Origin of the sequence: Ramlibacter humi (genome assembly GCF_004681975.1) — a bacterium.
In the GTDB taxonomy this organism is placed as follows: Bacteria; Pseudomonadota; Gammaproteobacteria; order Burkholderiales; family Burkholderiaceae_C; genus Ramlibacter; species Ramlibacter humi.
Window position 1 is genome coordinate 74,025 of record NZ_SMLK01000008.1, and the last position, 23,635, is coordinate 97,659.

Consider the following 23,635-nt stretch of genomic DNA (forward strand, 5'->3'; position numbering starts at 1 on the left):
GTGGGGGGGTAGCTCAGCTGGGAGAGCGTCGCGTTCGCAATGCGAAGGTCGGGAGTTCGATCCTCCTCCTCTCCACCACAACAACGGTTTCTTCAAAAGAAAACCGCCCTTCCGGCGGTTTTCTTTCGAGATGGGTTCTTAGCTCAGTTGGTAGAGCAGCGGACTCTTAATCCGTAGGTCGTAGGTTCGAATCCTACAGGACCCACCATCTCACCGGCCGCGCCAAGAAAGCCCGCTATCGGAAACGTAGCGGGCTTTTTCGTTGGAGACGCCTGGTCACCAGATGCAGCTCGACTTTCTGATCTTCGAATCGTCGGATGACGGCGCCGGGACTTGCAGCTTCGAAGCCCTGGCCTCCGCCGTCCCGGCCCGCCTGCCCGCGCTGATCCGCGAAGTGGACGCGGTGCTCGGCTGGGCGGCCGGCGACTTCGGCCCGCCATCGGCTGGCGCAAGCGACGGCGAATGGGATTTCGACCTGCAGGCCTGGAGCGGGGACGATGCGCCGTTGGCAATCACTTGCGACGTCCAAGCGGCACGCGTCTCCCTGCTGCGGGTGCCGGACGGCCGCGTGACGATCGCGCTCATCCTCACCGGATCGTCCGCGTTTGGCGACGCGTTCAGTGCGGCTTTCACGTACGCCTGACGCGGGCTGGCTGAAGTACCGTTCGCCCGCCCCGCCGATGCCGGCTACACAGGATTTGCCATGACCCCCACGAGACGTTCCCTGCTGGCCTGCGCCGGTGCTTCCACCCTCGCCGGCCTGCTGCCGATGCGCGCGGCCGCGCAGAACTGGCCTTCCAAGCCGATCCGCTTCGTCGTGCCGTTCGCCCCCGGCGGCAGCTCCGAGATCATCGCCCGTTCGGCCGCCGTGGAAATGGGCAAGACGCTCGGGCAGAACGTGTTCGTCGAGAACAAGCCAGGCGCCAGCGGCAACATCGCGATGGCCGAAGTCGCGCGGGCCGACGACCAGCACACAGTCATCCTCGGCCACATCGGCACGCTGGCGGTCAATCCCTACATGTTCGAGAAGCTCCCGTACGACGCCAACAAGGACTTCAAGGCCGTGAGCCTGCTGGCGAAGGTGCCAAGCCTGTACGTGGTGCATCCGGGCGTGCCCGCGAACAACCTCAGGGAGTTCATCGCCCTCGTGAAGGCCAAGCCAGGAACCATGAACTACGGGTCGGCCGGCAACGGCAGCGCCGGCCACCTGGCGATGGAATACCTGAAGATGACCGCCAACATCTTCATCACCCACATCCCTTACAAGGGCACCGGTCCGCAATTGACCGACCTGCTGGCCGGTCGCCTGGAAGCCGCGTCCGTGGGCGCCTCGGCGATCCTGCAGCACATCAAGGCAGGCAAGCTGCGCTGCATCGCCACCGGCTCCGCGCAGCGGCTGGCGCAGCTGCCGGACGTGCCCACCGTCGCGGAGCAGGGATTCCCGGGCTTCGAGATGACCCAGTGGTATGGGCTGCTGGCGCCGGCGTCGATGGCGCAGCCCAACGTCGACCGGCTGGCCGCCGAAGCGCAGAAGGCGATGAAGTCGCAAGGCGCGCTGGAACGCCTGAACCAGGACGCGGCGCAGTCGGTGGGCGGCAGCCCCGCTCAGTTCGCGCAGTTCATCGCCGGCGAGCAGAAGCGCTGGAAGCAAGTCGTGGAACGCGCCAGGATCAAGGCCGAATAGCGGCCACCACGGGAGGCAGGCGGCGCGGCGGGCGAACAATCTGTAGGAGTTGTCTGCCTCAGCCGCTGCTAACATGCGCCCGCCTTCGCAGTCCCTAGCAGTCGCAGTCCCATCTGATGTCCGTTGCCCCCGCCGGCGTTGCGCCCGCCACGTTCGAGCTCAAGAGCGCGAACCTCCCCCTGGTTTCGCTGCTGCTCAAGTCCGCGGACCTGCAGGCGCTGGCCGAGGAGCTGAAGACCCGCTTCGGCGACATCCCCGATTTCTTCGACCACGACCCGCTCGTCGTCGACCTCACCCCCCTGCCGCCCGACGCGCAGGTCGACTTCCCCGCGCTGCAGCGTCTGCTGCGCCAGCATCGCGTGGTGCCGGTCGCCGTGCGGGGCGGCAGCGAAACGCTGGCGGCGGCGGCGCGCGACAGCGGCCTGGCGCAGGCCACCGAAGCGGTGCCGCTGGCCGTGCGGCCGCGCGACGAACCCGCGCCCGCTCCGGTGGCGGCACCCGCCCCGGCCGGCGCGCTGATCGTCGACAAGCCGCTGCGCTCCGGCCAGCAGGTCTACGCGCGCGGCCGCGACCTGGTGGTGATGTCCATCGTGAATGCCGGCGCCGAAGTCATCGCCGACGGCAGCATCCACGTCTATGCGCCCCTGCGCGGCAAGGCCATCGCGGGCGCGCGCGGCGACGCGGCGGCGCGCATCGTGTCGCTGGCCCTGGAACCCGAACTCGTCTCCATCGCCGGCGTGTACCGCACGAGCGACGTTCCGCTGCCCCCGGAAGTGCTCGGCAAGCCCACGCAGGTGCGGCTGGCGGGCGGCGCCGAAGGCAAGCTGGTGATGGCCCCCCTGAACACCGCCTGAGGAAACTTTCAATGGCAAAGATCATCGTCGTCACGTCCGGCAAGGGCGGCGTCGGCAAGACCACCACCAGCGCCAGCTTCGCTTCGGGCCTGGCGCTCGCCGGCCACAAGACCGCCGTCATCGACTTCGACGTCGGCCTGCGCAACCTCGACCTCATCATGGGCTGCGAGCGCCGCGTGGTGTACGACTTCATCAACGTCATCCACGGCGAAGCCACGCTCAACCAGGCGCTGATCAAGGACAAGCACTGCGACAACCTGTTCGTGCTGGCCGCCTCGCAGACCCGCGACAAGGAAGCCCTCAACCGCGAAGGCGTGGAGAAGGTGCTGAACGACCTGGCGGCGATGGGCTTCGAGTACATCGTGTGCGACTCGCCCGCCGGCATCGAGACCGGCGCGCTGATGGCCATGCACTTCGCCGACGAGGCGCTGGTGGTGACCAACCCCGAGGTGTCCTCGGTGCGCGACTCCGACCGCATCCTGGGCATGCTGTCGTCCAAGACCAGGCGTGCGATCGAAGGCAAGGAGCCCGTCAAGGAGCACCTGCTGATCACGCGCTACAACCCGAACCGCGTCGACCAGGGGCAGATGCTGTCGCTGGAAGACATCCAGGACATCCTGCGCATCCAGCTGATCGGCGTCATTCCTGAGAGCGAAACCGTGCTGCAGGCCAGCAACCAGGGCACGCCCGCCGTGCACCTGAAGGGCAGCGACGTTTCGGAGGCCTACAAGGACGTGGTGGACCGCTTCCTGGGTGCCGACAAGCCGATGCGCTTCGTCGACGCGCAGAAGCAGGGCTTCCTCAAGCGCCTGTTCGGGGCCCGCTGACCATGGGCTCCCTGCTTTCCTTCCTGCTGGGCGAGAAGAAGAAGACCGCCAGCGTCGCCAAGGAGCGGCTGCAGATCATCCTGGCGCACGAGCGCAGCGGCCGCAGCTCCGTGCAGCCCGACTACCTGCCCGCGCTGCAGCGGGACCTGGTCGCCGTGATCGGCAAGTACATCAAGATCGACCCGAACGACATCAAGGTGCAGCTCGACCGCCAGGACAACCTGGAAGTGCTCGAGGTGAAGATCGAGCTGCCCGAAGCGCGCTAGCAGCTCACTCCCAACCCGCCAGCACCTTGTCCAGCGTCCTCGGGTAGTCGCGGATCCGCACGCCGGTGGCGTTGAAGATGGCGTTGGCCACCGCCGCATCGGCCGAATCCACGCGCTCGTATGGATCACGGCTCTCCTGGCGCGGCGGCATGCCGCGCATGACTTTGGAAATCGAAGCCGCCAATGTAGGAAGCGCGTCCGGCGCGGCGCGCGAGGCCCGTTCGCCCGCCGCGGTGGGAACCCGCCTACGCCCGCCGGCTGCCGCCCTGCAGCTTGCGGACCTCTTCCTTCGCTTCCGGCTCTACCAGCCCAGCCCGAACCGCAATGCCAGCATCGCGGCCGTGCCGCCGAGGATGGTGGCCAGGAGACGGCGGCGCAGCGCGTACACCGCCAGGCCGGCCAGCGCGCCGCCGACGTGCGCGTCGCGCCACGTCGTGACCAGCTGCCCGTCGTGCATCACGATCTCCGGCACCACCACCGCCAGCAGGGCAGCCGCCGGCGCGTACCGCAGGCAATCCTCCAGCCAGCGCGGCAGGGGCAGTTCGCGGTCGGGCAGCAGGAAGAACGACCGGCACAGCAGCGTGACGGCCGCCATGCCGAGGATGGTGAAGAAGATCTCGAACCTGCTCACGATGCAGCCGCCTCCGGCGCGTGGCGCCCGCACACACGCGCCACGGCCGCGACGGCCAGTGCCGCCGCCACGGCGACGACGACGTGAAGCCGCAGCGGCAGCGCATGCGTGGCGACGGCGGCACACGCGGCGACCAGGGCCGCTGCCCAGCTGGTGCGGCTGCGCAGCTGGCCGCAGGCCAGCGCGAGCAGCGCCATGGTGCCCGCGAAGCCCACGCCCCATCGGGCCGGGATGGCCTGGCCGGCGAAGATGCCCGCCATCACCGCCGTCTGCCAGACGCCGCAGTTGATGGCCGCGGCGCCGCGAAAGTAGTCCACCTGGCCACGCGCCCCGCGAGGCTCGGGAAAGCGGCGCAGCAGCATCGCGGAAGTGGTGTCCTGCATGAAGTGGCTCAGCAGCACCCGGCGGTGGCGCGGCAGGTGCGCGAAGTAGGGCCGGTACTGCCAGCTGAAGACGAGAAAGCGCAGGCTGACGCAGGCCACGGCCGCCCAGACCACCGCCATCGGGGCGCCGGCCGCGATCAGCGGCAGCGCCGCCACCTGCGCGGTGCCGGCGGACACCAGCACCGACATCAGGATGGCCAGCGGGATGCCCATGCCGCTCTTCGCCATCGCGGCGCCCACCACCAGCCCCCAGGCCGCGATGCCGAAGGCCATGGGCGCGCAGTCGCTCACGCCGGCCCGGAACATGGGCCGGCGAATGGTGGCGAGGAACCGGAGGCGCGCCCGCGCGAGGCGTGACGCCCGGCGCATCAACGCACCAGCCGGCTCACGCTCACCGGCGGCCGCCCTGCGCGAGTTCCGCCGTGGCCGCGAAGTCCACCCACACGGTCTTGCTGCGCAGGAAGCCGTCGATGCCGGGCCGGCCCGATTCCTTGCCGATGCCCGACTGGCCGTAGCCGCCGAAGGGGCTGCTCATCATCTCCGGCGTGCGGCCCCAGCGGTTGACCCACACCGTGCCGGCCTTCAGGCCGCGCGCCGAAGCCAGCGCACGCTGGATGTCGCGCGTGAACACGGCCGCCGACAGCCCGTAGACCGGGTGGTTGGCCAGGCCCAGCGCCTGCTCCGGATCGGTGAAGCGCTGCACGCACAGCACCGGGCCGAAGATCTCCTCGCGAAAGCCGGTCATGTCGGTGCGCACGTCGTCCAGGACGGTGCCCGGGTAGAAGCAGCCGCCCTGCAGGCGCTGCGGCGTGGCGCCGCACTGCACGCGCGCGCCCTCGTCCACGGTGCGCTGCACCAGCGAATCGATGCGGCTCCATTGCCGCTCGCTGATGATCGGCGCCAGCGACGTCGAATCCGACCAGGTGGGGCCGGGGGTCAGGCGCTGCATGCGCTGCACCACCTTGTGCACCAGTTCGTCCGCGACCCGCTCGTCGACCACCAGGCGCGAGCCGGCGTAGCACAGCTGGCCCGCGTTGCGCGTGATGCCCCAGGTGACGTGGTCGGCCACGGCGTCCAGGTCGCCGCAGTCGGCGTGGACCACCGTGGCGCTCTTGCCGCCCAGCTCCAGCGCCACCGGCTTGATGCCGGACGAGGCCGCATCCGACATGATGCGGGCGCCCGTGGCGGTGGACCCGGTGAAAGTGACGTAGGCCACGCCGGGGTGCTGAACCAGCGCGCGGCCGGTCACCGGCCCCGTGCCGTGCACGACGTTGATCACGCCGTGCGGCAGGCCGGCTTCGGTGGCCAGCTCGGCGAGGCCCTGCACCGACCAGGGCGTGAGCTCGGACGCCTTGACGACGACGGCGTTGCCCGCCGCGATCGCGGGCGCGAGCTTCCAGGTCGCCAGGAACAGCGGGAAGTTCCAGGGCGTGATGATGCCCACCACCCCGTACGGCTCGCGCAGGATCAGCGAGAGCCGGTCGTCGCCGCTCGCCGTGACCGTGCCTTCCAGCTTGTCGGCGTACTCGCCGTAGAAGCGCAGCCATTCGGCCACCGCCGGCACGTCGTTCGCGCGCGTCTCGTGCAGCGCGCGCGACGACACGACGGATTCCAGCCGCGCCAGCCGCTCGCGGTCGCGGTCGACCAGGTCGGCCCAGCGGCGCATCAGGTCGCCGCGCTGCCGCGGCCGCATCGCCGCCCACGCGGCCTGGCCGGCCTGCGCCGCCTTGACCGCGGCATCCACCACGGCGGCGCCGGCTTCGGCCACCGCGCCATGCAGGCAACCGTCCGAGGGCCGCAGCACCGAAAGCGGCGCCACGCCGTCCTCCAGCGTGCGGCCGCCGATCCAGTGGCCGCTGGGGACGATGATCTGGTCGGGCGAGATGTCGCCGGTGGCGGTGGCAAGGGTCATGGGGCCTCCAGTGGAATTGAAAAGGGGACAGCGAAGTGCGGCTCAGCTCGTGCGCTCGTAGCCGATGTCCGCGATGATGTTGACGACGGCCTGGCGGCGCTCGTGCCGCACGGCGTGCACCGCGCGCTCCAGCGCCTTCGGCAGTTCGGCGGCGGTCTCCACCCGGATGCCCAGGCCGCCCGCGGCTTCGACGATGCGCTCGTAGTCGGGCGTCGGCTCGAGGGTGGCGAACACCGGCTTCTCCGCCCGCGCCGCGGCGCCCTGCCCGTACATCGACAGCGTGGCGCGATGCACCGCCCCCCAGCGGCGGTTGTTGAAGACCACCGTGACGAAGGGCAGCCCGTGCGCCGCGCTGGTGAAGTGCGTGGGCGTCGGGTTGCCGAACATGTACGTGCCGTCGCCGACCACGGCCATCACCAGCGCGTCGGGCCGCTCCAGCCGGATGCCCATGGCCGCGCCCATGCCCCAGCCCAGGCCGCCCGCCGGGCTGTACGCGAAGTAGCGGCCCGGCGTGTCGTGGTCCATCTCCTCCAGCGAGAAGATGTACTCGTTGACCAGCACGCCGTCGGGCCCCAGCGCCTTCGCGATGCAGCGCGAGACGTAGCGGTTGTTCAGCGTCTCGGCGATCGGCGCGCCGATGGACCGGCGGTGCTGGCTGGTCGCATCCGACAGCCAGCCCGGCTGCGACGGCGGGTGCGCGGCGCGCAGCTTGAGCAATTCGCGCAGGATGGCCGCCGTGTCCCCCTGCAGCGTCAGGTCGCTGCGGAAGCCGCGCATCGGATAGCCGGCGCACAGCGGGTCCAGCCCCGCCTGGATGACGCGGGCGCCCGGTGCCGGCGCCGCCTGGCCCGGGATCCAGGGCACGTCGACGTCCACCGCGAGCACCAGGTCGGCCACGCCGAGCAGCGAATGCGGGTCGTAGCCGGCGTGCGCGCGCGAAGACGACGGCAGGTTGAGGTAGCGCGGGCGGTACTGCACCACCGGGATGCCGCACTGCTCGGCGAGCGCGGTGAGCGCCTCGAAGCCCGCGGCCGTGCGGCCCGCGTCGGCCGTGATGATCAGCGGCCGGCGCGCCTGCGCCAGCCACTGCGCCGCGGACGCCAGGTCGTCGGCGGGCGGCAGGCCGGCGCGCACGGGCGCCTGCCGGCCGATGCCTTCGTTGTCCACCGCGGGCGCGGGCGCGGCGAGCACCTCGCGCGGCAGGACGAGGTACACGGGCCCCTGCGGCGCGGAGCCCGCCATGGCCAGCGCGCGATCGACCACCGATTCCACCTGGTCCGGGTCGCGCAGCTCGTATTCCCACTTGACCATCTCGCGCACCATGCCGGCCTGGTCGAACATCTCCTGCGCCCAGTTGATGTGGTTGTTGCGCGCGCCCAGGCGGCCGTGCTCCAGCACCGGCGTGCGGCCGGCCGTGAGCACCAGCGGCACGTGCTGGCGCGTGGCGTTGAGCAGGCCGCACAGCGTGTTGGCGGTGCCCAGGCCGACGTGCACCATCAGCAGCTGCGGCCGCCCGGAGGCCAGCGCAGCGCCGTAGGCCATGCCGACGACGACGTTCTCGTGCGGCACGAGGATGGGCTGGATGCCGCAGTCCCCTTCGGCCAGCGCCTCGATCAGCGGCGGGAAATCGGTGCCGGCGTTGCCGAACAGGTACTTGATGCCGTGCTCGCGCATGCGCGCGAGGTAGCGGCGGGCGACGCTGGGCGTCTTGGCGTCGGTGGTCATTCGTTCATTTCCTTCAAGGCTTCGGGTGATTCATTCGGGCGCGGGCCGGAACACGGGGGCCATCCGGCCTTCCGGCGTCGCGCGGAACGCGGCGACCAGCGGCATGCCGATGCGCAGCGCGCCCGGGTCCGCATCGACGACGTTGGTCAGCATCAGCGGCCCCTCTTCCAGGCGGACATAGGCCAGCACGGTGGAAGAGCCATTGCGCGGGATCACGGTGAAGGTGTGCAGCCTCGCCCTGGCGCAGGCCACCTCCCACCGCACGGTGCCGGACCAGCAGAACGGGCAGTGGGCGCGCGGGTGCCAGTGGGTCCAGCCGCAGTCCGCGCATCGCGGCAGCAGCAGGCGGCCTTCCGCGGCCGCCTGCCAGAAGGGCAGGTGTTCGGGGAACGCGGCGGCATACGGATCGCGCTCGAGCACGCCGGCGCCAGGCAAGTGATCGCTCATCGCACCCTCTCCAGCAGCACGGTGGCATGCGCATGGCCCGCGCCCATCACCAGCCCGGGGCCGCTGGCCAGCGCGATGTCGCAACCGCGCACCTGCACCGCCGGGTGGGCCTCGCCGCGCAGCTGCCGCACGGCTTCGATCACCTTGGTGATGCCGCCGCGGTTCTGCGGGTGGTTGTTGCACATGCCGCCGCCGTCGGTGTTCCAGGGCAGCCGGCCGCTGCCGGCGATGAGGTTGCCGTCCGCGACGAAGCGCCCGCCTTCGCCCTTGGCGCAGAAGCCCAGGTCTTCCAGCTGCAGCGCCACCATGATCGAGAAGTTGTCGTACACCGACGCGTACTTCACGTCGCCCGGCGCGAGGCCCGCGCTTTCGAAAGCGCGCGGCCCCGTCACCGCGGCGCCCGTGGTCAGCAGGTCCAGCCGCCCGGCCTCGCCCGTGCGCACGGTTTCGGCGAAGCCGCGCACGCCCACCATCGGGCGCGCCAGCGACTTCGCGATGGCGGGCGACACCAGCACCAGCGCGCCGCCGCCGTCGGTGATCACGCAGCAGTCGCCGCGGCGCAAGGGATCGGCCACCAGGGGCGACGCCAGGACATCCTCGACGGTGAAGACCTTGCGCAACAGCGCGTGCGGGTTGTGCTGCGCATGGTGCGAGGCCGCCACCTTCACCCAGGCGAGCTGCGCCATCGTCGTGCCGTACTCGTGCATGTGCCGGCGCGCCAGCAGCCCGTACAGGCCGGCCACGGTCCAGCCGTAGGGTTGCTCGAACGGCGCGGCCGGACGCTCGGGCGCCACCTGGCGGATCTCGGTGCCGGTGGCCTGGCCGCTGCTGCGCGGCTTGCCGGCCAGCGTGATCAGCGCCACCGAGCATTCACCGCTGGCGATGGCGCGGGCCGCATGGCCGACGTGCGCGATGTACGAGCAGCCGCCCGAATCGGTGCCGTCCACCACGCGCAGCTTCAGGTTCAGGTAGTCGGCCATCAGCGCCGGCAGGCCGCCCGGCGCATCGCCGGCGCAGAAGTAGCCGTCGACGTCGTCCAGCGACAGGCCCGCGTCGAGCAGCGCGCCTTGCGCGCATTCCGCGTGCAGGCGCGCGACCGACAGCTCGGGCGCGTACCGGGTGGGGTGTTCCCAGGCGCCCGCGATGAACGCGGCGTGACGGAAGGTCATGGTGGATGCGGCCGTTCAGACGCGCCGGGCTTCGCCCTGCCAGTAGCGCTCGCGGATCTCGCGCTTGAGCACCTTGCCGACGGGGCTGCGCGGCAGGGCGTCCCAGACCTCGATGGTCTTGGGCGCCTTCATCGCGCCCAGCTGTTCGCGGCACCAGGCCAGCGCGGCGTCGCCGTCCCAGCCGGCGCCGGGCTTGAGCTCCACCACCGCCTTGACCGCTTCGCCCCAGTGCGGGTCGGGCACGCCGATCACCGCGCAGTCGTTCACCGCCGGATGCGACCAGAGCACGCGCTCGATCTCGCTCGGCGGGATGTTGAAGCCGCCCGAGACGATCAGGTCCTTCAGGCGGTCGACGATGTAGAAGTAGCCGTCGGCATCGCGGTAGCCCACGTCGCCGGTGTGCAGCCAGCCGTGCCGCATCGCCTCGGCGGTCTTCGCCGGGTCCTGGTGGTAGCCCTTCATCACCAGGTCGCCCTGCACCACGATCTCGCCGCGCTCGCCGTCCGGCAGCAGGCGGCCGTCGCCGTCCATGATGGCCACCCTCACGAGCGGCGACGCGCGGCCGCAGCTGGCCAGGCGGTGCGACAGCGACGGGTCGGCGAGCACGCGGCGGTGGTCCTCGACGTCCAGCACGGTGCAGACCATGGGCGCCTCGGCCTGCCCGTACAGCTGCACCATCACCGGCCCGAACACGTCCAGGGCCTCGCGCAGCTTGTCCGCCGACATGGGCGCGGCGGCGTAGACGAAGTAGCGCAGCGACTCGAAGCCGCCGCGGCGCGCCTCGGGGTGCGTCAGCAGCTTGTAGATCGCGGTGGGCGGCATGAACAGCTGCGTCACGCGGTCGCGGCGGATCGCCTCGATGACCGCCCCGGGGTCGGCGGAAGGCAGGACGACGTTGCTGCCGCCGTAGCCGCAGGCCGCGAACATCAGGGTGCCCGCCGCGTGCGTCATCGGCGCAACCACCAGGTTCACCGGCCGCTCGTGCACGGGCATCGCCGCGTACCAGTTGGCGAACAGCGTCGCGTAGTTGCGGTGCGTGATGAGCACGCCCTTGGGCAGGCCGGTGGTGCCGCCGGTGCCGCGGATCGCCACCACGTCGTCCGGGCCCGCGCCGCTGCGGAAAGGGGTGGCCGGCTGCTCCGCGGCCCAGGCTTCCAGCGACGGCGCGCCGGGCAGTTCGGCATCGATGCACACCACGCCCTTCAGCCACGGCATGGCCTGCCGCAGCAGCGGCAGCTGGCCGGCGAAGCGGCTGTGCAGGAACAGGAAGCTGCAGCCGCCGCGCGCCAGGATGTTGGCGTTCTCTTCCGGCGCGTTGCGCGCGTTGACCGGCAGCCAGATGCCCGGCGAGCGGACCGTGCCCAGCACCGCCACGAAGGTGAGCAGGTGGTTGTCGCTCAGCAGGCCGACCTTGTCGCCGGGGCCGACCCCCGCGGCCACCAGGCCGTTGGCGATGCGGTGCGAGAGGTCCTGCACCTCGCCGTACGCGAGGCTGCGGCCGCCCGGCTCCACCAGGCAGGCCGCGTCGCGCCCGTAGCCCACGCCGCGATCGAAGAGATCGATGAGTTGCATGCCGGCGCGGGTCCTCAGATTTCCAGCACCAGGTCGGCGACGCCGCGGAACCGGCGCTCGCGCGACCACACGGCCAGGGCGTCCAGCCCTTCCACCACGCTGGCGAAGATCACCAGGTTGTTGGGGCCCGAAGGCAGCTTGCATTCGGCCGTGCCGTAGGTGACCGTGAGCTCGCCGAACTTGGGGTCCCATCCCAGGTCACCGGGACGGACCAGCCGCACCTCGTTCTCGAACTCGGGCTGCTTCAGGCCGTACGACTGCGCGGCCACCAGCATCTCGCCGCTCCAGGCGACGTGGATCATGGGCATGGTGATGGGCAGCGCGCGCAGCACCGCTTCCACCGTCTTGGGCGCGCCCTGGTCGTAGAAGCGCACGGTGGCGCAGCCGCCGTCCCACCTCAACTTTCCCGTGCGGGTTCCGCGCCGGAAGTTGTTCCACTTCTTCTCGTAGAACCACTGCTCCGCCTCGAGGGCCTGGGCCTGGACTTGCGACATGTTCAGCTCCCCGCCTTCTCGCCCGTCAGGCGCGAATAGCACCGGCTGGTGTAGGTCACCTTGCCGACGAAGGGGCCCCAGCCGCGCAGCTTGGCGAACTCGGACGTCTTGAGGGCGTCGGGGTTGGACAGCTCGTACACCGTCAGGTAGTGCCGCTCGCCCTTCTCGTCCACCGACTGGTAGCGCGCGCCGGACAGGAAGCCCGGGCAGCCGGCGATGTCCGGCAGATGGACCTTGTCGTACCAATCGTTCCAGTCTTTCTCCACGGCGGGGTCGACCTGGACGGCGACCACCAGGAGGTGAGGGGCAACGGACATCAGCGGTTCTCCTTCATGCGGGTTGTTCGTTCAGCGCCAGCTCGATGGCGGCGGCGCAGCACAGCAGCCGGCCGTCGCGGCCGGCCGTGCCGGCGGCGGTCAGGCCCACCGGCGCGCCGCCGGCGGACGGGATGGGGATCGAGACCGCGCAGCCATCCATCAGGTTCACCAGGCGCGAGTTGTGCAGCGCCTCGGCGTTGGCGGCGTCGTGCGCCGCGGCGTCCGTCTCCAGTTCGCGCAGCACGGGCGGCACGATGCCGGCCGTGGGGAACAGCAGCGCGTCGTAGCCTTCGAGTTCGCGTTCGGCCAGGCGCACGAAGGCCTGCCGTTTCGCCAGTTTGTCCAGGTAGATGGCGCTGTCGCGGCCGCGCCCCAGCAGGATCTTGCGCAGCACGTCCGGGTCGTAGAGAGACTCTTGCTGCTCCAGAAGCCCGCGGTGCCAGGCGTGCGCCTCGATCGCGGCGATGCCGCCGCCGGCGTTGATCTCCGCGACGAGCGCCAGGCAGTCCAGCGGCACCGTCTCGACGGCGGCGCCGGCGCGGGCGATGGCCAGCAGCGCCGACTCGAAGGCGTCGCGCACCTGGCCGTCCATGCCGCGCGCCAGCAGCGGCGCCGGCACCGCGAAGCGGCATTGCGACAGCTGCCGAGCGGCCCGGCGCGGCGGCGCGGTGTCCGCCGCGATCGCGTCGACGATGGCGCAGCATTCCACGGAGCGGCCCAGGTAGCCGACCGAATCCAGCGTGGAGGAGATGGGCACGGTGCCCGTGGTCGGCACGCGCGACGCCGTGGGCTTGAAACCCACCAGGCCGTTGAACGCAGCCGGCACACGCGCGGAGCCGCCGGTGTCGGTGGCCAGCGCCGCATGCGCCATGCCGTCGGCGACCGAGACCGCGGCGCCGCTGGACGAGCCGCCGGGCACGCGGCCCACGTCACGCTGCCACACCGAGCGCGGCGTGCCGTAGGTGGCATTCAGGCCGATGCCCGAGAACGCGAACTCGGTCATGTTGGTGCGGCCCATGACGATGAGGCCGGCGCGCCGCAGGCGGCGCACCGCGGGCGCGTCTTCCGCCGCGGGCACGGCATCGGCGAGCACCGCCGACCCCGCGCGCGTGGCCTGGCCCGCCACGTCGAAGTTGTCCTTCACCGAGATCGGGATGCCGGCGTACGGCGACGGTTCCGCGCCCGCGCGCCGCAGCGCGTCCATGGCCTTCGCGCTTTCGAGCGCGCCTTCGGCGTCGACGAAGGTGAAGGTCCGCGATCCCTCGCCTCCGGGCCGGCCGATGCGGGCCAGGCAGGCCTGCACCAGCGCCAGGCTGGTCGTCTCGCCGCGCGCGAGACTTGCCGAGAGATCGTGCAGGCGCATGGGCTCAGTTCGGCAGTTGCAGCGGCACGCTGGTGGCGTCGTACATCGACGGGTCGGTCGGCTGGTCGGTGTAGTCCGACGCCCGGGTGTACTTGTCCGGGCCGTTGTGGAACACGCCGGCCATCAGGTTGGACCGCTCGACCAGTTCCTCCGCGCGGGGCTTGCGGATCGCCTGGTAGGTGGCGAGCGCCGTATCCAGCACGGGGATCGAGCCGAGGCAGCGCGCGAGGATCATCCCGTCCTCGATCGCCATGGCCGCGCCCTGCCCCATGAACGGCAGCATGGGATGCACTGCATCGCCGAGCAGGACCACGCGGCCCGACACCCAGGACTGCAGCGGCTTGCGCGTGTGCAGCGCCCACTTGTAGACCCCGTTGGGGTCGATGAGCCGCAGGGTCTCCATGGTGTTCTGGTCGAAGTCGCCGAACTCCTCGAAGACCTCGCCCAGGTCGGACTTGGTCGACCAGTCGGCGCTGCGCCAGCCCGAGCGGCGCGAGAAACACACCACGTTGATCAGCTTGCGCGCCCGCACCAGGTAGCGGTTGATCATGCGGTCGGTGCCGGCCGTCACCGCCGACACCATGAAGTCCTCGCCGAGGCCCTCGGTGGGCACCAGCGCGCGCCAGGCCACGTAGCCGGTGAACACCGGGTCGGAGTCGTCGAACAGTCGCTGGCGCACCACGGAGCGGATGCCGTCCGCGCCGATGACCAGGTCCGCGGCCGCCTCGGTGCCATTGGCGAACTTCAGCGTGACCTCGGTTCCGTGCTGCGCGATGGACTCGAGTTCCGAGTCCATGACCACCGCGTCGGGGTCGCGCGCCATGACGAGCCGCGCCATCTCCATCTGCAGGTCGCCGCGGTGCACCTTGTAGTAGGGCGCGCCGTACTTCTTCAGGTCGTTCTCGCGGTCGAAGCGCCGCAGCACCGCGCCCGAACGGGCGTCGCGGTAGTCCTGCGCCTGCGTGACGCCGTCGCGCTCCAGCATGTCGCCCAGGCCCAGGTGCCGCAGCACGCGATTGGCGTTGGAGCACATGGTCAGCCCGGCGCCCAGCGGCGCGAACTCGGGGCTGCGTTCGTACACGACCGGCCGGAAGCCGGACTTCTGCAGGGCCAGGGCGGTGGCGAGCCCGCCGAGGCCGGCGCCGATGATGGCGATGCGCAGTGACATTGGCCTGTTTCCTTCTCTCTCGATGCTCATTCGTGGTGGAGCAGGCCGGCGGCGGTGATGACCTTCTTCCAGCGCACCGACTCGTCGGCGATGTACTGGGTGAACTCCTTCGGGCCCTGGTTCATCACCACCAGCCCCAGGTCGGTGAGCTGCTGCGCGATCTTCGGATCGGAGAGCACCTGCGACAGCGCGGCGCTGAGCTTCTGCTGGACGTCCGCGGGCAGGCCGGCCGGGCCGACGATGCCGATCCAGGCCTGGGCTTCGAACCCGGGCAGGCCCGCTTCGGCCACGGTGGGCAGGTTGGGCATCAGCGGGTTGCGGGTCTTGCCCGTGGTGGCGATGGCCTGCAGGCGCCCGTCGCGCACCATGGGCAGCACCGGCGGGATGTTGCTGCACACCACGTCGAGGCGGCCGCCCAGCAGGTCGGTGACCGCCTCGGCCGAGCCCTTGTACGGCACGTGCAGCAGGTTCGCGCCGGACTGCGCCTTCATCAGCTCCATGCACAGGTGGATGGAGGTGCCCAGGCCCGACGAGCCGTAGCTGAGGCCCTGCGGCTGCGACTTCGAGGCCGCGATCAGGTCCTTGACCGAGCGCACCTTCGAGTTCTGGCCGACGACCAGCACGTTGGGCACGCCCACCAGGTTGTTCACCGGCGTGAAGTCCTTCTCCGGCGAGTAGGGCACCGACTTGTAGAGCCACTGGTTGACGGACAGGGTGCCCATCGGCACCACCAGCAGCGTGTAGCCGTCGGCGGGCTTCGACGCGACGTAGCGCGCGCCGATGTTGCCGCCCGCGCCGGGCTTGTTGTCGACGATCACCGGCACGCCCATGCGGTCGCGCAGCGCGTTGCCGACGAGGCGGCCCACGATGTCGGGCGTGCCGCCCGCGGAGAACGGCACGACCAGCGTGATGGTGCGCGACGCCGATGGGAAGTCCTGCGCCATCGCGCAGCTGGAGCCGAGGACGGCCGCACCCAGAAGCAGGTGGCCGAGGAAGCGCTGGAGGTATCGCATGACGGTGTGGCCCCAAAGGCGAGTTGCAATGGAAAAAATTCTAGGAAGCGCGCCCCCGCTCTCCTACTGACGGCGCGGCTACAGCAGATATACTCGCCGCGCTATACCTCACAGGAAGGCGGCCCCCTTGGAGCTCTCGGAGATCCGCCTCGTCGTCGCCATCGCCGGGCACGGCAGCCTCACGCGGGCCGCGGCGGCGAGATCCACCACGCAGTCGGCGCTGAGCCGCCAGCTCGCCCGCATCGAGCACGATTGGGGCGGGCGCCTCTTCGACCGCACCGGCCGCGGGCTGCACCTCACCGAAGCGGGGCAACGGCTTCTTCCCGAGCTGCGGGCCCTGCTGGACGATGCCGACCGGCTGAAGTCGGAGCTGCGCGGCGGCCACAGCGGCCTGTCCGGCGAAGTGCGCATCGGCATGATCCCGTCCACGCCCGAAGCCATCACCCCGGCGCTATACCGCCGGCTGCGGGCCAGCCATCCGCAGCTGCGCATCTCGCTGTTCGAAGGCTCGGGCGGGCAGATCGAGGAGTGGCTCACCACCGGCCAGGTCGGCATCGGCATCTTCTTCCGCCACGGCGCCAAGCCGGGCGGCCACAACGAGGAGATGCTGTCCACGGTGGACGCGTTCCTGGTCGGCCCCGAGGGCGACCCGGTGACGGGCAACGCCACCGTCGATTTCGAACGGCTCGCGGGCCTGCCCCTCGTGCTGGCGCGCTCGCCGAACAGCCTGCGCACGCGGCTGGAGCAGATGGCGGCGCGCAAGGGGTTCGCGCTCGACGTGGTGATCGAGGCCAACTCGGTCACCCTGCACGGCAAGCTGGCCGCGGAAGGTTGCGGCTACGCGGTGCTGAGCTCCTATGCCGTCTCGGAATCGTTCATGGGCCACCGGCTCAGCGCCGCGCGCATCGTCAAGCCGCCCGTCAAGCGGCACCTCTCGCTGGCGACGACGCCGCACCGGCCCTTGAGCTTCGCGGAACGCGAAGTCGCGGCGGAGATCCGCAAGGTCGCGCTGGAAATGCTCGTCCCCTGAGCGGCCTCGCGCGCCGCGCCCGCGTTCGCCGGTGAACTTCCGGCGGCGCGGCGAATCTGTCGAGTCGGATGCCTGCGGAGGTTGCTGTGCGCGTGCTGCTTGTCGAAGACGACCGGATGATCGCCGAGGCGGTGCAGGCCGCGCTCGAGGGCGGCTGGGCCGTCGACGCGGTGCGCGATGCGCCCGCGGCCGACACGGCGCTGCGCACGGGCGACTACGACCTGGTGCTGCTGGACCTGGGCCTGCCGAAGGGCGACGGGCTGCAGGTCTTGCGGCGCCTTCGCGAGCGCGGCGCGCGCACGCCGGTGCTGGTGATCACCGCGCGCGAGACGGTGCGCGACCGCATCGCGGGCCTGGACGCCGGCGCCGACGACTACCTGGTGAAGCCCTTCGACACCGACGAACTGCTGGCGCGCATGCGGGCACTGGTGCGCCGCAGCGCCGGCCAGGCGCATCCGCTGTACCGGCAGGGGGCCGTGACGCTCGACCCGGCCACGCACCAGGCCACGCTGGAAGGCGCGCCGGTGGCGCTGTCGTCGCGCGAATGGGCGGTGCTGGAGCCGATGGTGCTGCGCCCCGGCGTGGTGTTCTCGCGCGCGCAGCTGGAAGAAAAGCTCTACGGCTGGAAAGAGGACATCAGCAGCAACGCCGTGGAGGTGTACGTGCACGGCGTGCGCAAGAAGCTGGGCGCCGACGTGATCCGCACCGTGCGTGGATTGGGCTATGTGGTTCCGCGCGGGTGACGGCCACCCTTCGCTGCGCCGCCGGCTGGCGGGGCTGGTGCTCGCGGCCATCGCGCTGGCTTCGCTGGTGCAAGGCGTCATCGCCTACCGCGGCGCGCTCGGCGCGGCCGACGCCATCTTCGACCGCTACCTGGAGAACCTGGCCCAGGCCGTGGTGCAGCAAGGCCAGGCGCCCGGCAGCGTGGACCTGTTCGAGTATTCCATCCGCACCTGGGGGCCCAACGGCCCGGAGGTGCTGCAGGGCCACGCGGCGCGCATCCCCGAGCAACCGGTGATCGGCTTTTCCGACACCGAGGTCGAAGGCGTGCGCTACCGCGTCTACCGGCTGCGCACCGCCGACCGCACCATCCAGGTGGCGCAGGACCTGGACGCGCGCGATTCACGCGCGCGTGCCATGGCGCTGGACGCGGTGCTGCCCACCGCCCTGCTCGCGCCGCTGCTGATGCTGGCCGTGTGGCTGCTGATGAACCACTCCATCGCGCCGCTGGAACGCGTGCGGCGGCAGGTGTCGCGGCGCGCGCCGGAAGACCTCTCCCCCCTGCCCGAAACCGGCCTGCCGCAGGAAGTGCTGCCGCTGGTGCGCGAACTCAACCAGCTGTTCGGGCGCGCGCGCGAGAACCTGCACGCGCAGCAACGCTTCGTGGCCGACGCCGCGCACGAGCTGCGGTCGCCGCTGACGGCGCTGAAGCTGCAGGCGCAGGGACTGCGCCGTTCCGGCGGCAACGACGAAGCGGCGGTCACGCGGCTGAACGAAGGCATCGACCGGCTCATCGCGCTGGCCTCGCAGCTGCTTGCGCTGGCGCGCGCGGAGAGCGGCGGCGCTCCCCGGCGCGAAGCCGTGGACCTCGAACAGGTGTGCCGCGAGGTGATGGGCGACGTGCTGCCGCAGGCGCAGGCGCGCGACATCGACGTGGGCCTGTCGCAGCGCGAGGCTGCGGTGATCCAGGGCGACCCGGACACGCTGCCGATGCTGGTACGCAACCTGCTGGACAACGCGGTGAAGTACGCGCCGCAAGGCGGCCGTGTCGACATCTCCATCCAGCGCTCCGCGACCGGCGTCTCGCTGTGCGTGGAAGACAACGGCCCGGGCATCCCCGAAGACCAGCGCGCGCAGGCGCTGGAGCGTTTCGCGCGCCTGCCGGGCAGCGGCACGGCCCAGGGCAGCGGCCTGGGGCTGGCCATCGTCGCCGCCGTCTCGCGCAGCCATGGGGCGCGGTTGGCGCTGGATCACGGCACTCGGTTGGGCGGCCTGCTGGCCTGCGTGACTTTCCCTCAGATCTCGGCCGAAGCGTAGGCCGGCAAAGGCCGCGCCGGTTCCGCCGCCTGGCCGCCGGGCGCGGCCGCGGGCAGCCGCAGGATGAATTCGGCGCCGCGCCCGCAGCCTTCGCTGCGCGCTTCCACCGTGCCCCCCTGTGCCTCGACCAGGTGCTTCACGAGGGGCAGCCCCAGGCCCAGCCCGCCTTCCTTCAGCGATTCCCGGTCCATGTGGGTCCGGAAAGGCTGGAACAGCGTGGGGAGCATTTCCGCCGCGATGCCGCGGCCGGAATCGCTGACCGCGATCTCCACCTGGCCTTCGGAGCGGCCCACCCGCACGCGGACGCGCCCTCCTTTCGGCGTGAACTTGACGGCGTTCGACAGCAGGTTGGAGAGGGCCTGGGTGATGCGCGAGGCGTCGCCCAGCACGCGGCAAGGCCGGTCCAGCCCCGTGCCCTCGAGGGCGACGCCCCTCGTCGCGAACACGCCCGCGAAGTCCCCGACCACCTGGCTGGCGATGCCGGCGGCGTCGCAAGGCTCGCGCTCGATGTGCAGCTTGCCGGTGCCCACGCGGGAGATGTCCAGCAGGTCGTCCAGCAGCTTCGCCATGTGCCGCACCTGCCGCTCGGCGACAGCCAGCGCGCGGACCTGCTTCTCGTCCTGCGCGGGAAAGCGCTGCAGGATCTCCAGCGAGTTCCACAGCGGCGCCATCGGGTTCCTCAGCTCGTGGGCGAGCACCGAGATGAACTCGCTCTTGCGCCGGTCGCTGGCACGCAGTTCTTCCTCCAGCGCCAGCTGCTCGGTGATGTCGGTGTTGGTGCCGAACCACTTGAGGATGCGGCCGGTTTCGTCGCGCAGCGGGAACGCGTGCGACAGGAACCAGCGGTAGACGCCGTCGCTGCGGCGCTGCGCGACGAGGTCCTTCCAGGGCTCGCCGGTCTGGAGGTGCCGCTGCACCTTCTGCCTGACCCGGTCCAGGTGGTCCGGGTGGTGCACGTGCTCCCAGCCCAGTTTCCGCATCTGCTCCTGCGTGGTGCCGCTGAACTCCAGCCACCGCTTGTTGTACCAGCTCATGCGGCCATCGGGCTCGGCGATCCAGGCCAGCTGCGCGATGTTGTCGGCCAGCAGCTTGAACATGTCCTCGCCGGAGCGGTAGATGTCGGGGCGTGGCCTGCGCCAGGTCAGCGCGCGACGCAGGTTGTGGGCAAATGCGATTCGCATGCGCTCAGGTTTAGCAAATGCCGCGCGGCAGCGCCCTCGTGTCCTTGCATGACACGAGCCCATCCTTTGCATCCACGGGCCGCCGCAAGAGCTCATCAGCTGCTTAAGGGACGCCTAAGGCCGGCGTCCCAGACTCCTTCCATCGCCCAGGAACCCCTAGAGGAAGGAACCCATCATGGACATGAACCGCAAACCCAGCCGCATGCTGCTGGCCCTGGTGGCCGCCGGCGTGGTCGGCGGCGCCACCGTGCGCGCCTTCGACCAGCACGTGGTCCACGCGGCCCCCCCGCCCGCGGTCACCGCGGCCGCCGCCGCCGCCGAGCCGGCTTCGATCGCGCCGCCGAACTTCACCCGAATCACCCAGCAATGGGGCCCCGCGGTGGTCAACATCACCGTCGACGGCGTGCGCAAGGCCGCCGACGCCCAGCAGGACGGCGACGACGGCCCGATGGACCCCTTCGGCTTCTTCGGCATCCCGCGCCAGATGGTGCCGCACGACCAGGCCGTGCACGGCACCGGCTCCGGCTTCATCGTCGACCCGTCGGGCGTGATCCTCACCAACGCCCACGTCGTCAAGGACGCGCAGGAAGTCACCGTCAAGCTCACCGACCGCCGCGAATTCCAGGCCAAGGTGCTGGGCGCCGACGCGCGCAGCGACATCGCCGTGCTGAAGATCAACGCCAAGGACCTGCCCACGGTGCGCCTGGGCAACACGCGCGACCTGCAGGTCGGCGAATGGGTGGCCGCCATCGGCTCGCCGTTCGGCTTCGAGAACTCGGTGACCGTGGGCGTGGTCAGCGCCAAGGGCCGCATGCTGCCCGACGGCTCGGGCGTGAACTTCGTGCAGACCGACGTGGCCGTGAACCCCGGCAACTCCGGCGGCCCGCTGTTCAACAGCCGCGGCGAAGTCGTGGGCATCAACTCGCAGATCTACAGCCGCTCGGGCGGCTACCAGGGCGTGTCGTTCGCCATCCCGATCGAGCTGGCGCAGCGCGTGCAGCAGCAGATCGTCGCCACCGGCAAGGTGGACCACCCGCACCTGGGCGTGAGCGTGCAGGAGGTGAACCAGGCGCTGGCCGATTCGTTCGGCCTGCCCAAGCCCGAAGGCGCGCTGGTGGCCCAGGTGGAAAAGGGCAGCCCCGCCGACAAGTCCGGCCTGAAGCCGGGCGACGTGATCCAGTCGGTGAACGGCCAGGCCGTCACGAGCTCGGGCGACCTGCCGGCGCAGATCGCGCTGATGAAGAGCGGCGACCCGCTGCAGATGAAGGTGTGGCGCAAGGGCAGTGCCGAGAACCTCACGGCCAAGCTGGCGCCCAGCAAGGACGCGAAGGAAGCCACTGCTTCCGCCGCGCAGGCTTCGGGCGGCAAGCTGGGCCTCGCCCTGCGGCCGCTGCAGCCCGACGAGCGTGGCCAGGCCGGCGTCGACAGCGGGCTGGTGGTGGAACAGGCCAGCGGCGCCGCGCAGCGGGCGGGCGTGCAGCCCGGCGACGTGGTGCTGTCCATCAACGGCGTGGCGGCCAAGAGCGTCGATGACGCGCGCAAGGTGGTGGCCAAGGCCGACAAGTCGGTCGCCCTGCTGATCCAGCGCGGCGACGACCGCATCTTCGTGCCGGTGCGCATCGGCTGATCGCCGGCCACTCCACCCCTGCGCGGCAGCGGGCGCGCGGACAGCGCGTCAGCTGCCGCGCTTTGTCACGTCCTCTTGCCTGCGCGCGCCGGCCGGCCCCATCACTTCTCCTGGCGGGTTCTTCGCCTGGCCGCGGGCCGGACCAGCGCCACGCGCTCGCGCTCCAGCGCTTCCTCCAGGTGCCCCAGCAGCCGCTCCAGTTCCTTCTCGTGGGCGCGGGCGACACGGTCGGCCACGCGCGCGCCCTTGGCCGTGGGCAGCACCCGCACCTTGCGCTGGTCATCCGGATCGCGTTCGCGGCGCACCAGGCCGGCGGCTTCGCAGCGGCTCACCAGTTCCACCGTCGTGTGGTGCTTCAACGCCAGGCAGTCGGCCAGCTCGCCGACCAGCGCCCAGTCGCGCTCGGGCCGGCCGCGCACCTGCAGCACCAGCATGTACTGCGGCATGGTGACGCCGGCCGCGGCGCAGGCCTTCTCGGTGAACTGCTCGAAGAGGCGCAGCTGGTGGCGAAAGCGCGCCCGGGCGACGAATTCGGTCTTGGACATGCGCGCGGCGGTGGTGCTCATCCGCAAATCGTAGCCGGGAGCGCGGCCGTTGCGCCCAGCCGGGCCAGGAATCGCGGCCCCAGTTCGCCGACCGAGTTCGCGCCCAGCAGGCCCAGCGCGTCGTGCGCCTCGCCGTGCAGCAGTTCCAGGGCCTTCGCCGCGCCGGCCGCGCCGGCGGCGCACAGGCCGTAGAGCGGCGCGCGCCCCGCGAGCACCGCGTCCGCGCCCAGCGCCAGCGCCTTGAGCAGGTCCGTGCCGCACCGCACGCCGCCGCTGGCGTAGATCGCCATGCGGCCACCCACGATGCGGCGCGCCGCCGGCAGCACGTCCAGCGCCGACACGCAGCTGTCCAATTGGCGGCCGCCGTGCGTGCCGAGCACGATGCCGTCGACGCCGGCATCCAGCGCGCGGCGCACGTCGTCTTCGTGCAGCAGGCCCTTCAGCAGGAAAGGCCTGCGCCAGCGCTGGCGGATGCGCGCCACCGAAGCCCAGTCCATCGATTGCGGCTGGTGGTCGCGGATCCAGAACGCCGTTTCGAAGAAGCCGCGCTGGTCACGAGGCACGAAGTCGACCACGTTGGCGAAGGCCGGCAGCCCGCCGCCGGCCACCAGCGTCGAAGCGATCCAGCGCGGATGCAGGGCCGCGTCGACGATCGTCTGCAGCGACGGACGGCTGCGGCCCACGCGCGTGCGCGCCGACCACTCGCGGCGGCCGAAGATCTGGGCGTTGGTGGTCAGCAGCAGCGCTTCGCAGCCCGCGGCATCGGCGCGCCGCAGCAGTTCCTGCCACACCTCTTCGCCGCCGAACAGGTACAGCTGCCACCAGTGGCGCAGGCCCGGGACGCGGCCCACGTCTTCCATGCGATCGTTCGACATCGTGCTCTGCACGAAAGGCACGCCGGCCCGCGCGCTGGCCTTGGCCAGCTCGACGTCGCCGTGATGGACGAACAGGCCGTTCAGGCCCGTGGGCGCCACCACCAGCGGCATCGGCGCCATGCGACCCAGCAGTTGCGCCGCGAGCGATCGCCGAGACACGTCGACGAGTTGGCGCGGCACGAATCGCCACTCGTCGTAGGCGGCGCGGTCGCGCTGCAGGCTCTGCTCCCGTTCCGCGCCGCCCTCCAGGTACTCGAGCACGAACCGCGGCATGCGGCGGTGCGCCATCGCACGCAAGTCGCCGACGTCGCGCACACGCCGCAGGTCGCGTCCGGCGTAATAGCGCCGACGCGGCGAGTCGCCCAGCTGGGCCACGGAAGACGTCGCGCTCATGTCATCGGCTGGCCGGGTTTCTGTCCCGCTGCAAACGGCACCACCGGATATATCGTATTACGACACAGATTGCGGCGGGCGGTCCACAATGGTTTGGACTTCAGGGCTTGCAACCGGAGAAA

Annotated in this window: 25 protein-coding genes and 2 tRNA genes; 11 read left to right on the top strand and 16 right to left on the bottom strand. The window is 71.1% G+C overall.

What is annotated here, in order from left to right:
• Positions 1-2 precede the first annotated feature (2 nt).
• The 7 genes from EZ216_RS18975 to minE all read left to right on the top strand — a co-directional run bounded on the left by EZ216_RS18975 (position 3) and on the right by minE (position 3,631).
• A tRNA-Ala gene (locus tag EZ216_RS18975) sits at positions 3-78 on the top strand.
• 54 nt (positions 79-132) lie between these two features.
• A tRNA-Lys gene (locus EZ216_RS18980) sits at positions 133-208 on the top strand.
• A 75-nt stretch (positions 209-283) separates the two neighbouring features.
• Entirely contained in the window at positions 284-643 is a 360-nt protein-coding gene (locus EZ216_RS18985; protein ID WP_135251366.1) for a hypothetical protein, read from the top strand.
• Positions 644-703: 60 nt separating this feature from the next.
• On the top strand, positions 704-1,684 hold the full coding sequence (locus EZ216_RS18990) for a Bug family tripartite tricarboxylate transporter substrate binding protein (protein WP_135251367.1): 981 nt from the start codon (positions 704-706) through the stop codon (positions 1,682-1,684).
• 116 nt (positions 1,685-1,800) lie between these two features.
• Entirely contained in the window at positions 1,801-2,538 is a 738-nt protein-coding gene (gene minC, locus EZ216_RS18995) for a septum site-determining protein MinC (RefSeq protein WP_135251368.1), read from the top strand.
• A gap of 11 nt (positions 2,539-2,549) precedes the next feature.
• The gene (gene minD / locus EZ216_RS19000; protein ID WP_135251369.1) at positions 2,550-3,365 is read left to right on the top strand and encodes a septum site-determining protein MinD; all 816 of its coding nucleotides are present in this window, start codon (positions 2,550-2,552) and stop codon (positions 3,363-3,365) included.
• Between the two features lie 2 nt (positions 3,366-3,367).
• A complete protein-coding gene (gene minE / locus EZ216_RS19005) occupies positions 3,368-3,631 on the top strand; it encodes a cell division topological specificity factor MinE (RefSeq protein ID WP_135251370.1) in 264 nt (87 codons plus the stop codon).
• A gap of 4 nt (positions 3,632-3,635) precedes the next feature.
• Here minE and EZ216_RS21520 read toward each other — a convergent pair whose 3' ends face one another.
• From EZ216_RS21520 to EZ216_RS19065, 13 genes are all read right to left on the bottom strand, one after another.
• Positions 3,636-3,782, bottom strand: a complete 147-nt coding sequence (locus EZ216_RS21520) for a hypothetical protein (RefSeq protein WP_167772961.1) — start codon at positions 3,780-3,782, stop codon at positions 3,636-3,638.
• 150 nt (positions 3,783-3,932) lie between these two features.
• Positions 3,933-4,262, bottom strand: a complete 330-nt coding sequence (locus tag EZ216_RS21875) for an AzlD domain-containing protein (RefSeq protein WP_239024439.1) — start codon at positions 4,260-4,262, stop codon at positions 3,933-3,935.
• Positions 4,259-4,951 carry an AzlC family ABC transporter permease gene (locus EZ216_RS21880; protein ID WP_239024440.1) on the bottom strand — a complete coding sequence of 231 codons (693 nt, stop codon included), beginning with the start codon at positions 4,949-4,951 and terminating at the stop codon, positions 4,259-4,261. Before EZ216_RS21880 ends, EZ216_RS21875 begins: the two co-directional genes overlap by 4 nt.
• 85 nt (positions 4,952-5,036) lie before the next feature.
• On the bottom strand, positions 5,037-6,557 hold the full coding sequence (locus EZ216_RS19020; protein WP_135251373.1) for an aldehyde dehydrogenase family protein: 1,521 nt from the start codon (positions 6,555-6,557) through the stop codon (positions 5,037-5,039).
• A gap of 42 nt (positions 6,558-6,599) precedes the next feature.
• Positions 6,600-8,282 carry a thiamine pyrophosphate-requiring protein gene (locus EZ216_RS19025; RefSeq protein ID WP_135251374.1) on the bottom strand — a complete coding sequence of 561 codons (1,683 nt, stop codon included), beginning with the start codon at positions 8,280-8,282 and terminating at the stop codon, positions 6,600-6,602.
• Positions 8,283-8,312: 30 nt separating this feature from the next.
• Positions 8,313-8,729, bottom strand: a complete 417-nt coding sequence (locus tag EZ216_RS19030; protein ID WP_135251375.1) for a Zn-ribbon domain-containing OB-fold protein — start codon at positions 8,727-8,729, stop codon at positions 8,313-8,315.
• Complete coding sequence (locus EZ216_RS19035; RefSeq protein ID WP_135251376.1) at positions 8,726-9,898, bottom strand: thiolase family protein; 1,173 nt, start codon at positions 9,896-9,898, stop codon at positions 8,726-8,728. Before EZ216_RS19035 ends, EZ216_RS19030 begins: the two co-directional genes overlap by 4 nt.
• A 15-nt stretch (positions 9,899-9,913) precedes the next feature.
• A complete protein-coding gene (locus EZ216_RS19040; RefSeq protein WP_135251377.1) occupies positions 9,914-11,470 on the bottom strand; it encodes an AMP-binding protein in 1,557 nt (518 codons plus the stop codon).
• A 14-nt stretch (positions 11,471-11,484) separates the two neighbouring features.
• Positions 11,485-11,964, bottom strand: coding sequence for a DUF3830 family protein (locus EZ216_RS19045; protein WP_135251378.1), 480 nt, complete (start codon positions 11,962-11,964; stop codon positions 11,485-11,487).
• 2 nt (positions 11,965-11,966) lie between these two features.
• Positions 11,967-12,281: a DUF4286 family protein gene (locus EZ216_RS19050; RefSeq protein WP_135251379.1), complete on the bottom strand. Its 315-nt coding sequence runs from the start codon at positions 12,279-12,281 to the stop codon at positions 11,967-11,969.
• A gap of 13 nt (positions 12,282-12,294) precedes the next feature.
• The gene (locus EZ216_RS19055; protein ID WP_135251380.1) at positions 12,295-13,644 is read right to left on the bottom strand and encodes an amidase; all 1,350 of its coding nucleotides are present in this window, start codon (positions 13,642-13,644) and stop codon (positions 12,295-12,297) included.
• 4 nt (positions 13,645-13,648) lie between these two features.
• Positions 13,649-14,812 (bottom strand): FAD-dependent oxidoreductase, encoded by a 1,164-nt coding sequence (locus tag EZ216_RS19060; protein WP_167772966.1) that lies wholly within the window; start codon positions 14,810-14,812, stop codon positions 13,649-13,651.
• 26 nt (positions 14,813-14,838) lie between these two features.
• Positions 14,839-15,825 (bottom strand): Bug family tripartite tricarboxylate transporter substrate binding protein, encoded by a 987-nt coding sequence (locus EZ216_RS19065; protein WP_135251382.1) that lies wholly within the window; start codon positions 15,823-15,825, stop codon positions 14,839-14,841.
• A 127-nt stretch (positions 15,826-15,952) separates the two neighbouring features.
• Here EZ216_RS19065 and EZ216_RS19070 point away from each other — a divergent pair, with 127 nt between their 5' ends.
• The 3 genes from EZ216_RS19070 to EZ216_RS19080 all read left to right on the top strand — a co-directional run bounded on the left by EZ216_RS19070 (position 15,953) and on the right by EZ216_RS19080 (position 18,892).
• Entirely contained in the window at positions 15,953-16,855 is a 903-nt protein-coding gene (locus EZ216_RS19070) for a LysR family transcriptional regulator (protein ID WP_135251383.1), read from the top strand.
• Between the two features lie 86 nt (positions 16,856-16,941).
• Positions 16,942-17,598 (top strand): response regulator, encoded by a 657-nt coding sequence (locus EZ216_RS19075; RefSeq protein ID WP_135251384.1) that lies wholly within the window; start codon positions 16,942-16,944, stop codon positions 17,596-17,598.
• Positions 17,579-18,892, top strand: a complete 1,314-nt coding sequence (locus EZ216_RS19080; RefSeq protein ID WP_135251385.1) for an ATP-binding protein — start codon at positions 17,579-17,581, stop codon at positions 18,890-18,892. The genes EZ216_RS19075 and EZ216_RS19080 overlap by 20 nt, the downstream gene beginning before the upstream one ends.
• On the opposite strand, the gene EZ216_RS19085 is transcribed toward EZ216_RS19080, so the two are convergent.
• Entirely contained in the window at positions 18,871-20,073 is a 1,203-nt protein-coding gene (locus EZ216_RS19085) for a PAS domain-containing sensor histidine kinase (protein WP_167772967.1), read from the bottom strand. The genes EZ216_RS19080 and EZ216_RS19085 overlap by 22 nt on opposite strands.
• Positions 20,074-20,254: 181 nt before the next feature.
• Between EZ216_RS19085 and EZ216_RS19090 the strand changes: the two genes are divergently transcribed.
• Positions 20,255-21,700, top strand: coding sequence for a Do family serine endopeptidase (locus EZ216_RS19090; RefSeq protein ID WP_239024441.1), 1,446 nt, complete (start codon positions 20,255-20,257; stop codon positions 21,698-21,700).
• Positions 21,701-21,801: 101 nt separating this feature from the next.
• Here EZ216_RS19090 and EZ216_RS19095 read toward each other — a convergent pair whose 3' ends face one another.
• On the bottom strand, positions 21,802-22,266 hold the full coding sequence (locus EZ216_RS19095) for a MarR family winged helix-turn-helix transcriptional regulator (protein ID WP_135251388.1): 465 nt from the start codon (positions 22,264-22,266) through the stop codon (positions 21,802-21,804).
• Positions 22,263-23,513: an alpha-hydroxy acid oxidase gene (locus EZ216_RS19100; protein ID WP_135251389.1), complete on the bottom strand. Its 1,251-nt coding sequence runs from the start codon at positions 23,511-23,513 to the stop codon at positions 22,263-22,265. The genes EZ216_RS19095 and EZ216_RS19100 overlap by 4 nt, the downstream gene beginning before the upstream one ends.
• Positions 23,514-23,635: the final 122 nt, after the last annotated feature.